11 protein-coding genes are annotated in these 12242 nt (G+C 54.5%); 9 read left to right on the top strand and 2 right to left on the bottom strand.

Going from position 1 to position 12242, the window contains the following annotated elements:
* The first annotated feature begins 80 nt into the window (after positions 1 to 80).
* Positions 81 to 767: a type 1 glutamine amidotransferase domain-containing protein gene (locus ACU6TU_RS11030; RefSeq protein ID WP_447141463.1), complete on the top strand. Its 687-nt coding sequence runs from the start codon at positions 81 to 83 to the stop codon at positions 765 to 767.
* Positions 768 to 890: 123 nt separating this feature from the next.
* Here the strand turns inward: ACU6TU_RS11030 and ACU6TU_RS11025 are convergent, their stop codons facing one another.
* Positions 891 to 2234: a M20/M25/M40 family metallo-hydrolase gene (locus tag ACU6TU_RS11025; RefSeq protein ID WP_447141462.1), complete on the bottom strand. Its 1344-nt coding sequence runs from the start codon at positions 2232 to 2234 to the stop codon at positions 891 to 893.
* Between the two features lie 200 nt (positions 2235 to 2434).
* On the opposite strand from ACU6TU_RS11025, the gene ACU6TU_RS11020 reads away from it, so the two are divergent.
* The 3 genes from ACU6TU_RS11020 (at position 2435) to ACU6TU_RS11010 (ending at position 6096) form a co-directional block, all read left to right on the top strand.
* Positions 2435 to 3892 carry a sodium-dependent transporter gene (locus ACU6TU_RS11020; protein WP_447141461.1) on the top strand — a complete coding sequence of 486 codons (1458 nt, stop codon included), beginning with the start codon at positions 2435 to 2437 and terminating at the stop codon, positions 3890 to 3892.
* A 250-nt stretch (positions 3893 to 4142) separates the two neighbouring features.
* Positions 4143 to 5063, top strand: coding sequence for an alpha/beta fold hydrolase (locus tag ACU6TU_RS11015; RefSeq protein ID WP_447141460.1), 921 nt, complete (start codon positions 4143 to 4145; stop codon positions 5061 to 5063).
* Positions 5050 to 6096, top strand: coding sequence for a patatin-like phospholipase family protein (locus tag ACU6TU_RS11010; protein WP_447141459.1), 1047 nt, complete (start codon positions 5050 to 5052; stop codon positions 6094 to 6096). Before ACU6TU_RS11015 ends, ACU6TU_RS11010 begins: the two co-directional genes overlap by 14 nt.
* Before the next feature lie 6 nt (positions 6097 to 6102).
* Here the strand turns inward: ACU6TU_RS11010 and ACU6TU_RS11005 are convergent, their stop codons facing one another.
* Complete coding sequence (locus ACU6TU_RS11005; RefSeq protein WP_447141458.1) at positions 6103 to 6669, bottom strand: Smr/MutS family protein; 567 nt, start codon at positions 6667 to 6669, stop codon at positions 6103 to 6105.
* A 246-nt stretch (positions 6670 to 6915) separates the two neighbouring features.
* On the opposite strand from ACU6TU_RS11005, the gene prmB reads away from it, so the two are divergent.
* The 5 genes from prmB to phaC all read left to right on the top strand — a co-directional run bounded on the left by prmB (position 6916) and on the right by phaC (position 12124).
* Positions 6916 to 7866, top strand: coding sequence for a 50S ribosomal protein L3 N(5)-glutamine methyltransferase (gene prmB / locus ACU6TU_RS11000; RefSeq protein ID WP_447144231.1), 951 nt, complete (start codon positions 6916 to 6918; stop codon positions 7864 to 7866).
* A 13-nt stretch (positions 7867 to 7879) separates the two neighbouring features.
* A complete protein-coding gene (gene aroC, locus ACU6TU_RS10995) occupies positions 7880 to 8971 on the top strand; it encodes a chorismate synthase (protein ID WP_447141457.1) in 1092 nt (363 codons plus the stop codon).
* 151 nt (positions 8972 to 9122) lie between these two features.
* The gene (locus ACU6TU_RS10990; protein ID WP_447141456.1) at positions 9123 to 9566 is read left to right on the top strand and encodes a hypothetical protein; all 444 of its coding nucleotides are present in this window, start codon (positions 9123 to 9125) and stop codon (positions 9564 to 9566) included.
* Positions 9567 to 9751: 185 nt separating this feature from the next.
* Complete coding sequence (locus ACU6TU_RS10985) at positions 9752 to 10177, top strand: phasin family protein (protein WP_447141455.1); 426 nt, start codon at positions 9752 to 9754, stop codon at positions 10175 to 10177.
* Positions 10178 to 10258: 81 nt separating this feature from the next.
* A complete protein-coding gene (gene phaC, locus ACU6TU_RS10980; protein WP_447141454.1) occupies positions 10259 to 12124 on the top strand; it encodes a class I poly(R)-hydroxyalkanoic acid synthase in 1866 nt (621 codons plus the stop codon).
* Positions 12125 to 12242: the final 118 nt, after the last annotated feature.

Here is a 12242-nt window from a genome sequence, read left to right as displayed (position 1 = left end):
AGGGTTAACGGTGTTGGTTAACCCATTACATGCCATGCGGTTAGCTAACCCTCTGACTCTGATCAATCGCAGGAGAATACATGAGCAAGCGCATTCTGGTAGTACTGACCTCACATGATCAACTGGGTGATACCGGTAATAAAACCGGTTTCTGGCTGGAAGAACTGGCTGCCCCGTATTACGCCTTTAAAGATGCAGGCGCGACGTTAACGCTGGCATCACCGAAAGGCGGGCAGCCGCCGCTTGATCCTGCCAGTGATGCAGAAGATAGCCATACTGACGCAACGCGTCGCTTCGAGAAAGATGCTGAAGCTCAGGCAGCTCTGGCGGCGACTCATCGTTTAAGTGATATGAACGCGGATGACTTTGATGCCGTGTTCTATCCTGGTGGCCATGGCCCGCTGTGGGATCTGGTAAACGATGCAGACTCCATTCGTCTGATCGAAACCTTTATTGCCCAAGGTAAGCCGGTGGCAAGTGTTTGCCACGCGCCGATTGTGCTGATTAATGCCAAAAACACTGATGGCGAACCGCTGGTGAAAGGGCGTGAAGTCACAGGCTTTACCAACGGTGAAGAAGACGCTGTTGGCCTTACCCAGATTGTGCCGCATCTGGTGGAAGATGCGCTTCAAGCGTGTGGCGGCGTTTACTCCAAAGCCGACGACTTTGCGCCTTATGTGCGTGTGGATGGCCAGTTGATTACCGGCCAGAATCCGCCGTCCTCGGCTCCCACGGCTGATGCCTTGCTGGAATGGTTCAAGAACTGAGGCGTGAGTGGTAATTCGTGAGTAATTCATGAATCTCAAGTCGTAAGAAAATCAAAAGCCCGCCCTGTTTGAACAGAGCGGGCTTTTCTGTCGCTGATGATTCATCAGCGTTTCAGCCTGGCGTTACTTGCTTTTCTTGGGCTTTTTGGCTTTTGCGTCTTTCGGGTCTTGCTTGGTGTCGACGTCTTGCTTAGCGTCTTTTTTTTCGCTCTTGCTGTCTTCTTCCGGCTTATCGCTTCCCTGATGGGGCAGCGGGCTGGCCTGATCCAGGCGAGGGTGATTATCCAGGAACTCGCGCTTGAGATCAGGGATAGCGTCGAGCGCTTTGATCGTGTGGGTCAGCGCATGGATCGCGGCCAGCACGTCCTGGGTGTTGCCCGTTTCGGAAATGGTGTGCATGTTGCGAATCGGGAAGCCCACTGAGGTCGCGGCGCTATCAATCGAGGCCAGTACCGCGGCCATGCCGTCAGTGCCGGTATCCACGCCGACAATATCGCGCTGCATGGGAATGTCGTTGTCGCTGGCTGCCTTGGCAATCACGCGGTTAAGCTGCTCGCTTGCGATGGAGCCCACGGCCATGGTGAAGCCTTTGCCCATTTCCAGCGGTTGCATGCGCTTATCGCCAATGCCGGGGGCGGCGACGTAATCGTGGTTCACATCAACGCCAATCAGGGCATCCGGCTTGAGTTCTCCAGCGAGCACGCGGCTACCGAAACGGCCGATTTCTTCATAGCTGGCAATGGCGAACATGACGCGCACCTGCTTGGTGCCACCCGCTTCGGCAATCAGGCGGGCAATTTCGGCAGTGACAAAGCAGCCCAGGCCGTTATCCAGATAAGCACCGTAAAAGGTGTCAGGGCTGAAGCCGCGACGGATCGGGCGATCAAAGATAACTGAGTCCCCGGGGCGAACACCAAGGTTAAGCACCTGCTGCTTTTTGTTCTCGCCGTGAATCTGTAGATCCAGATAAATCTGCTCTTTCTTGATGCCTTTTTCGCCGGTACGAACCGCTGGATCGGAGAAGTGAATTGCGCCCAGCGCTTCAACGGTGCCGCCTTCAATGCTGCGGTAGCTGCCGGGGGCATCGGGGTCTTCGCTGAACAGCTTGACCTCGTGGCCGATCAGGACAGTCGGCAGAAAAGAATCGGTATTGATCCAGATCTTGCCGTCTTCGCCAATGGAGCGCACCTGCATGCGGATCTTGTCAGCGTGACCGATGATCATCAGCTTGAACATGTCATCTTTGCCCGGGTGGGTGTCGAGCACCACACCGGCATTGCCACGAAACTGATGCAGGTGCCAACCTTTCGGCGCAAAGCGCTCGAAATAAGGCTTCAGCACGCCATACGTCATGGCACCTTCAAGCCCTACGGGGCTTGGGGCCGCGAGAATGTCGCGCATCAACTGAAACTGCTCGTCAGCCATAGGCTGCGTCCAGGGGTGGGTGTTTTTGACGCCTTCGCTCATTACATTACTCTCCTTCATCATCTGCCTGAACATCGGCAATTTGCTTAACACCTCTAGTGTGCCAGAAAGCGCCGGGGTTTGCGTGGCTGATCATAGCCTTAATATTCCCGTTGGCACGGGGATTCAGGTACGTACAAGCCGTGGGCATTGCCAGCAAAATCGACTAGGATAGTCGCCTTTTTTACGGCAAGGGTGGAAAAATGGCTTCTGGGCAAGCGCGTATTCAGTGGCTCGGCCGCTGGGGGTTTTTACTGGCGGCAACGGGTTCCGCTGTAGGGTTGGGCAATATCTGGAAGTTCCCCTATATCACCGGGGAGTTTGGCGGTGGTGCCTTTGTGCTGGTCTACCTGGCCTGCATTCTTGCGGTGGGGGTGCCGGTCATGATGACGGAAATTGCCTTTGGCCGTCGGGGGCAGGGCAGCCCGGTTGATGCGATTCGCTGCGTGGTGAATGAGTCGGGTAAAGGGTCCGCATGGTCGCTGCTTGGCTGGATGGCGATGCTATGTGGCTTTTTGATTCTGTCATTTTATGTGGTGGTGGCTGGCTGGTCGTTTTCCTATCTATGGAAAATGCTGACCGGTGGTCTGTCGGGTAGCAGCGTTGATGATATGGCTGCCATCTTTGGTGCCAATAACGCTAACCCCTTTACCCTGGGTGGCTGGAGTACCCTGGTGACACTCCTCACCATGCTGATTGTGGGCAAAGGCGTTCAGGAAGGCATCGAGAAAAGCGTGAGCTGGATGATGCCTGGGTTGGTCGTCATGTTGCTGGTGCTGATTGTTTATGGAATGTTTTCCGGCGGCTTTGGCCAGGCGGTGAGCTTTCTGTTCTCCTTCGAGGCGGGTAGTTTATCCAGCGAGGGGATGCTGGCGGCGCTGGGGCATGCATTCTTTACGCTTTCACTGGCGTCTGGCGCCATTCTGACGTATGGCAGCTATTTGCCTAAGTCGGCGTCCATTGCCCGTACAACCCTGAGCGTTGCACTGGCGGATACCGTGGTTGCCTTGATGGCAGGGCTGGCAATCTTTCCGGTGATTTTTGCCAACGGCATGGACCCGGGCGAAGGGCCAGGGCTGATTTTCATGAGCTTGCCGCTGGCTTTCCAGGCAATGCCGTTGGGTACGCTATTTGGCATCCTGTTTTTTGCCATGCTGTCCATGGCCGCGTTGACATCGTCTATTTCCATGGTGGAAGCAACCATTTCCTGGCTATGTGACAACAAAGGAATTTCCCGGCGTACAGCAGCATGGGGTACGGGTATTGTGCTGTGGCTGATCAGCACCATGGCGATGCTGTCATTTAATCTTGGCGCTGACTGGACGCTGGCGGGTAGACACTTCTTTGGTTGGCTGGATTACCTGACGTCGCGCTTGATGATGCCGTTGGGTGGCCTGGGCACGGTAATACTGGCGGGCTTTGTATTGAAATCTGATGCGCTGCGTGAAGAGTTGGGGCTGTCGCGCTTGCCCTACATCCTGTGGCTTGCCATGGTGCGCTACGTTAGTCCCTTGGGCATTCTGGTAATTTTTGTTGATGCGTTAGGGGTATACTCGGTCAGCTTTGCGCAGCACTGGCCATGGCTTCTGTGGATTCTGGTAGCGGTGTTCGTGGTCGGTGAAGTGGTGAGTCCGCGTCTTTTCAGGGCGATGTCACGCTAGCCGGTTCGCCAGGTTGGCTTCAGTCTAGCGGGCAAGCCAGATACCAACCGCCAGCGCGCTGATGACAGTGATGATAAAAATCAGATTACGGGTGCGTGTATCGCGACGCTGGTTCATAAGGGCCTCTTGCAATCAGAAAATGGATAACCGTCAATTGTGCATCGCATGGTAGCGGCTCGGAGAAAAAGCGTCACGCAAAGATCGGCGCTAAGGAATGACAAACACAACCACAACCAGGGTGGAGAAAACCATGACGACAGCGGATCAACCGCAAGCGCTTGAATTGGCCAATGGGCGTCTCGCGGCATTGAGCTGGGGACGCCAGACAGCGCCTGTATGGTTAGCCTTGCATGGCTGGCTGGATAACGCGGCCAGCTTTAGTCGCCTGGCGCCAAGCTTGGCCCACGCTCTGGATATTCGGATTGTCGCGTTGGATTTTCGCGGTCATGGCCATTCTGCTGTTCTGTCAGCGCCAGAAACGCCAAGTGCCATGCAGGATATCGCTTTATGGGATTACTGCCACGATGTGCTGGATGCACTGGACACACTGGAAATAGAGCAGGTGACGTTACTGGCCCATTCGATGGGCGCCGCCGTAAGTTGCCTGTTGGCAGCAGCGCTGCCTGAGCGGATAGAACAGCTGATATTGCTGGATGGCCTTGGGGCATTGACCTCACCGCCAGAAGAGGCCTCAACGCAACTGCGCAAGGGGCTGCTTGCCCATCGTCGTCCGGCCTCTCAGACACCACGCTATGCAGACCTTGAAAGCGCCGTTGCCGCTCGTGTGGCGGGTGGCGTTACGCCGATTGATGCCGATACCGCGCGGCCACTGATGGCACGCAATAGCCGGTTGGGTAGCGATGGGCAGTGCTATCTGCGTACCGACAGGCGCCTGATGAAACCCTCCATGGTGCGCTTTACACCGGATCAGGTGCAGGCGCTGCTGAATGACATACGCTGCCCGGTTCTGCTGATCGAAGGGGAGCAGGGGATTCTGGGTGACCGCCAATGGGCTGTCACATGTCGCCGTGCCGTGGCAGATCTTGTCCGCCATGTGCTCCCCGGCGGACATCATTTACACCTGGAACAGGCCGCCGTGCCACGTGTAGCCAGCACGATTGTGGATTACCAGCTGACTCGAAAGGACGCATTGCTGCATGCAACCCCATAAGACACTTCCGGCAAATACCTCACCTGCAGCGCAGCGTGAACAGTTCACCTCAAGCGGAAAAAAAGTTGCGTTGGTTCTGGGCAGCGGCGGTGCCCGTGGTTATGCCCATATCGGTGTGATTGATGCCCTGGAAGCCAATGGCTATGAGATTGTTGCCATCGCTGGTTGTTCCATGGGCGCCCTGATTGGCGGTGTATATGCGGCGGGAAAACTGCCGGAATATCGTGACTGGGTCTGCCAGCTGGATTATCTGGATGTGCTTAGATTGGTGGATGTCACCTGGAGCCCAATGGGTGCGATGCGTGCCAATAAAGTCATGCAAAAGCTGGAAAGCCTGATTGGCGATACGCTGATTGAGAACCTGTCGATGCCGATGACCACAGTGGCCACGGATCTGGTGCGTCAACGTGAAGTCTGGTTTCAGAAAGGGTCTCTGTTACAGGCGATTCGTGCCTCCATTGCGGTGCCCGGCGTGATTACACCCGTGCGTTTGGGTGACCAGGTGCTGGTCGATGGTGGCTTGCTTAACCCGTTACCGATCATGCCTATGCTGGCGAATCACTCGGCGGATATGGTGCTGGCGGTTAATGTCACGGCGCATAGCCCTCAGCCAATCACGCTGGAAGCCATGTTGCCCGACCTGGGGAAAGATGAAGATGCCGACCCACGTAGTGAAACCCTGCGCCAACACGATGAACAGGTAGGTGGCTGGGTTGGGGACGTGCGAAATGCAACCCGTCGGCTATGGGAAGGTTTGGGCAGCCTGGCAGGTGATGAAGATGAGGGGCCTGAAAGTGACGAAGAACGCGGCAGGCGGGATTGGGGCAAACTGGATATGATTCTGGAATCGTTTGATATTACCCAGGCAGCGTTGGCGAAATACAAGATCGCCGGGTTTCCGCCAGATATTCTGATTGAAGTGCCCAAAACCGTGTGCAGCGCTTATGAATTTCACCGCGCCAAGGAATTGATTCAACTGGGCCGGATGCTAACCGACGATGCTTTATCGAAATACCGGCCTGCTGGTGAATAACAGACCCTAATGACCTTTTCTACGCAGCAACACATAGAGGGCGCCGGTGCCGCCGTCTACATCGGTAGCAGAGCAGAACGCCAGCACGCCAGGCCATTCCCGTAACCAGGTATTGGTGTGGCTTTTGAGTACCGGATAATTGGCATCCGCGCCCCATGCTTTGCCGTGTACGATCAAGACGCTACGTATGCGTTGATGGACGGCATCGCGCAGAAAACTTTCCAGCTCGGCACGCGCCTCATCCAGCGTATAGCCATGTAAATCAAGGCCTTCCTGCCAGCCAAGCTGGCCACGTTTGAGCTGGCTTAAGGTGCGCCAGGGCAAGTCTGGTACGCTAAATTCCAGATACTCCGAAGGCCGGACAGCCTCCACACGCCCATCCGAGGTGCGCCCGTTATTCTGCAACGACTGGTTTTCGACGGCGGCACGTCGACGCGCTTCATGGGAAGGCTGGGCTTTTCTCGGCTTGCCTGGGTCAGCGCGGTTGCTGACGATGCGACGAACACCCGCTGTTTCCAGTGCGTGGCGAAAGACGTTGATCTCTTCCTCTTTGGGCGGATACTGACGGGTCATGGCAAGCTCTGATGAAAGCGGGCGTAAAAAATCCGGACGTGAATTGCCGGGCAACAGGACCGTATTTTAACGCGTAATGTTAAAACGTAATTAAAAAAACCAGTCAGCGCACAGTATAGCGGTATATGCGCTGCTGTGAACCGGCTGGCGTGAAAGGTACAATCTTCTCTATTAATAACGTGTCATCGTCAATCAGGAGCCATTGTGGCAACGTTTTCTTCTGCTGAATCTGTTTCTACTGAACTTATGCAAGGTCCCGATACCGGTACCTCTACCCTGTGTCTGCCGGATACCGAACTGGCTCAGGAGTTATACACGCTGCGCGATTATCTGCGCTGGATCGCCAGCGAGTTTCATCTTGCCGGGCTGTATTATGGTCATGGTACGGAATCTGCGTGGGATGAAGCCGTCGCGTTATGTCTGGGCGCGCTGCATCTGCCGTGGAATATTGACCCATCAGTGCTTGAGGCGCGCCTGCTGCCAATGGAGCGTACGCGCATTGTGGCGCTCACTCGAGCACGCATCAGCAGCCGTCGTCCGTTACCGTACTTGCTTGGCGAAGCCTTTTTTGCCGGGTATCCCTTCAACGTTGATGAACGGGTTCTGATTCCGCGTTCGCCCATGGGGGAGTTGATTGAAGATGGTTTTGCTGCCTGGTTCCCGGAGGAGCCGCCCGAGCGTGTTCTTGATCTATGTACCGGCTCAGGCTGTATCGGTATTGCGACAGCCTTGCATCTGCCGACCAGTGAAGTGACATTGGCTGACATCAGTCAGGACGCCCTGAGCGTGGCACGTGAAAACATCACTCGCCATGAGTTGGGGGAGCGCGTTCGTGCCGTGGAGTCCGATGTATTTGATAGCCTGGAAGGTCAGCGCTTTGATCTGATCGTCTCCAACCCGCCCTATGTGGATGCTCGCGATCTGGCCACCATGCCTGCTGAATTTCGTCATGAACCAGCACTGGCATTAGGCGCTGGCAGTGATGGTCTGGATATCGTCCGGCGCATTCTGCGTCAGGCGCGGGAGCATTTGACGGATGACGGCTGGTTGATTGTCGAGGTCGGCAACTCTGATCGCCACCTGGAAAATGCGTTTCCTGATGTGCCATTTATGTGGCTTGAATTCGAGCGCGGTGGCCAGGGTGTGTTTGCCCTGAGCGCCGCTGAACTCGACGCCCATGCGGCGTCTCTAGTGTAAAGGAAATACGCCCATGTCCGGCAATACCATTGGCAAACTGTTTACCGTAACCACCTTTGGCGAAAGCCATGGCGCCGCCCTTGGCGCAATCGTGGATGGCTGCCCTCCCGGGGTGGCGTTGAGTGAGGCGGATTTACAGCGTGACCTTGATCGCCGTCGCCCCGGCAGCTCACGCCATACCACTCAACGCAAAGAGCCGGATCAGGTGCGAATCCTGTCCGGTGTGTTCGAAGGCATGACCACCGGTACGTCGATTGGGCTGATGATTGAGAATACCGATCAGCGCTCGAAAGACTATTCGAAAATCAAGGATCAGTTCCGCCCGGCTCACGCAGACTACACCTACCATCACAAATACGGTCATCGCGATTACCGTGGTGGGGGGCGCTCCAGTGCTCGTGAAACAGCGATGCGCGTGGCAGCCGGTGCCATTGCCAAACAGTTTCTGGCCGGCCAGGGCATTGCCATCCGTGGCTACATGAGTCAGCTAGGCCCGATCAAAATTGATTTTAAAACCTGGGACTCGGTTGACGATAACGCCTTTTTCAGCCCCGACCCGGACAAAGTGCCTGAGCTGGAAGCCTACATGGATCAGCTGCGCCGCGATCAGGACTCGGTAGGTGCCGAGATAACCGTCGTCGCAGAAGGGGTGCCGGTCGGGCTGGGTGAGCCGGTATTCGACCGCCTGGATGCCGAGCTGGCCCATAGCCTGATGAGCATCAACGCAGTTAAGGGAATTGAAATTGGCGATGGCTTTGCCAGCATTGATCAGCGTGGCAGTACCCATCGTGACGAAATGACGCCGGAAGGCTTTCTTTCCAACCATGCGGGCGGTGTGCTGGGGGGCATTTCCAGCGGCCAGCCGATTGTTGCCCGCCTGGCGCTCAAGCCGACGTCCAGTATCACCACGCCGGGCCGCTCTATCGATGTTCACGGTGAACCGGTTGAAGTGGTGACCAAGGGGCGCCATGACCCCTGCGTTGGCATTCGTGCCACGCCGATTGCCGAAGCCATGATGGCGATTACCCTGATGGACCACTGGTTGCGTCAACGCGGGCAAAACGCCCACGTCAAGGTAGATACTCCCCATCTTGGGCAATGCTGAAACTGGGTTAACGCTTTATGGCGTCATCATAGTGTCATGGCTAAATAGTGTCATGGGCTAAGGTGAAACTCGGATTTGACTGCTACACTCAGGGAAAAGCAATAAAGAAAAAGTAATACAAGAAAAAGCAATAAAGAAACAGGAACTGCCAATGAAGATTAATGTTGAATTTGACCTGACCCCTGATGAGTTTCGCCAAGCGCTCGGGCTACCGAATGTTGAGGCCTTTCAGAAAAACCTGCTGGACAACATTCAGCGGCAAATGGAATCCGGGGAGGATGGCTATGACCCCATGAGTCTGATGCGTCCTTTTCTACAGCAGCCAATGATGCAGCAAGGGTTGTCGCAAGGGCTGTCAAATTTCGGCACCTATCAGCAGATGATGCTGGATATGCTTAAGCAGGCCGGTAATGCCAGCTACAGCTCAGGTGGAAGTGCCAATAATGACACCCCTTCTGGCGAACAGGGAAAAGCGGGCGCTAGCCGTAATACATCAAATTCAGACAGTGAAAGCAGTCAGAATAGCAGCTCGGCAAAAAGTAAAACCGGTACTGCCTCAGCCAATTCACGCGCCAAGCGTTCAAATACTGAATAGCGGCACTGAATGGTAGTGTCGCTTTGTGGTAGGTAGTAGCTCGGTGATTGGTAAATTGTTGCAACGCAGCGTGTTAGGGTTTAGTCTTTTTGCAGTGCAGCATAGACTTTTATTCAGCAGCTTTTTTCTGAAGCCAGTCGTATTTTCTGAAGCCAGTAGTCTTCTCTAAAGAAAGGAGTAATACAATGCAAGATAAAATGATGGACGCTTTCAACACGCAAACTCGCCAGATGTTTGAGCCGATGCGCAAAGTGAATTCGCTGATGCTCAACAACATGGAAAAAATGACTCAGTACCAGCTGGAAGCCATGAAGCGCTACAGCCAGATGGGTACTGACCGGATGCGCAGCGCATCTGAGATCAACGATGCTGAAGGTATGCGTGAATTTGCTACCAAACAGTCTGAAATGCTGAATGAACTTTCCCAGCAGATGCAGGAAGATGCTCGTATCATGGGTGAAATGAGCATGGAGTTCAAAACGGAAATGGAAAAAATGTTCAGCGAAGCAACGCAACAGATGAATGAACAAGTAAGCGCAACGGCTAAGAAAGAAGAAGCGCCTGCTAAAGCAACCAGCCAGGCATCACGTGGCAATAACGCCAAGAGCTGAGTCAACGAACTGACGGCGCCAGCGTAAAGGCGCCGTATTTGTTTTTTCAGTTAAAAGCGGCTTGCCGGGGGGAGTGTGAGTATGCAATCAGAGTGGGAAATGCCGTCACAGGTAGATATGGATACCTGGAATGCTCAATTGAAAGACATCGGTGAGCAATACCAGGGGTTGATGCAGGATCTGATGGCGCGGATGGCGCCCAGCGAAGCGGCAGATTCTGTTAACAAGGATATGCGTGAAAGCTTTGAAGCTGGCGCGCAGGCGCTGATGCAGAACCCCACCCTCTTATGGCAAACGCAAGCGCGTCTGCTGCAGGATCAATGGCTTTTGTGGCAACAGAATGCCCGAGCAATGGCGGGAGAGCAGGTTGAACCGCTGATTCAGCCAGCCAAAGGTGATCGTCGATTCAAGGATGATGCGTGGACCCAAGAGCCTCAGTATCTTGCCGTTATGCAGCAATACCTGCTGTTCTCGCAGCTGGTAGAGGAGCTGATTGATAGCCTGGACGGACTGGAAGCAACGCAAAAGCAGCACCTTAAATTTTATGCGCGTCAGTTGGTTAACGCCATGGCGCCGACCAATTTTCCGGCAACCAATCCTGAAGTCATGCGGCGTACCATTGAAACCCGTGGCCAGAATCTGGTTGACGGCTTGGCACTTTTACGTGAAGACCTCTCCAATTCGGCAGAGGGTATCAACGTACGCATGACCGACCGCGAAGCCTTTGGAATAGGTGACAATATTGCGGTTACGCCGGGTTCCGTTGTGTATGAAAATGAGCTGATTCAGCTGATTCAGTATACGCCGACCACGGAAGAGACCTTCAAGACACCGCTTTTGATCGTGCCGCCCTGGATCAACAAGTATTATATTCTTGACCTTCGCCAGGATAATTCTCTGGTGAAATGGATGGTCGATCAGGGGCACACCGTATTTTTGATTTCCTGGCGCAATCCAGGGCCTGCTCAGCGTGACATTACCTGGGCGGACTATATGCAGATGGGTCCCATCAGTGCCATTGAAGCGATTGAACAGGCCTGCGGTGAAAAGTCAGTTAACCTGCTGAGCTATTGTATTGGCGGCACGCTGACGGCTTCAACAATGGCCTACCTGACCAGCACCCGGCGCGGGCGGAAGGTAAAGTCAGTGACTTACATGGCGACCCTGCAGGATTTCCGTGACCCTGGTGATATCGGCGTCTTCCTCAATGAAGGCGTGATAGAAGGCATTGAGAAAACCCTGGATGAAAAAGGTTATCTGGACGGCCGTTCCATGGCGTATACCTTCAATCTATTGAAGGAAAACGATCTTTTCTGGTCCTTCTACGTCAATAACTATCTGAAGGGTGAGCCACCGGCCGCATTCGACCTGCTTTACTGGAATACCGATGGCACTAACCTGGCTGCCGGCACCCATGCCTGGTACTTGCGCCATATGTATCTTGAAAACCGTCTGGTTGAGCCTGATGGCCTTGAGCTGGATGGCGTGAAAATTGATCTGCGCAAAGTTTCGACACCCTGTTACTTTGTGTCCACCAAAGAAGATCATATTGCCAAGTGGAACAGCACCTATTATGGCGCGCTGTTGCCGAAAGGGCCGGTGACGTTCGTACTGGGGGGCTCTGGTCATATTGCCGGTATCGTTAACCCGCCGCACAAGAACAAGTACGGCTACTGGACCAACAGCGAGCTGCCTGAGACGCATCAGGAGTGGTGGGAGGGTGCAACCGCCAATGAAGGTTCCTGGTGGCCTCACTGGCAGAACTGGATGGTCGAAAACGGTTTTGCTGACAAGGAAAAAATGCTGCCGGCACGTCAGCCTGGGGAAGGTGAGTTAACGGTCATCGAACCTGCACCAGGCCGCTACGTCCGCCAGACAATTCCCGAAGTGATCAGCGAAGCCACGGCTGAAGCTGACAAGACCGCCTCAGCTACCAGTGGTCGGTGATGTACTGTTTTTGAACTGATAGGTTTTTGAACTGATAGGTTGCTAGACTGACAAGTTGCTGAGCTGGCAGGTAGTTGGGCTGATAAGTTGTAGAAATGACAGACACAAATAATCTGCA

It is taken from the genome of Halomonas sp. LS-001, from assembly GCF_052983955.1.
This window is presented reverse-complemented; position numbering and strand designations above follow the sequence as displayed.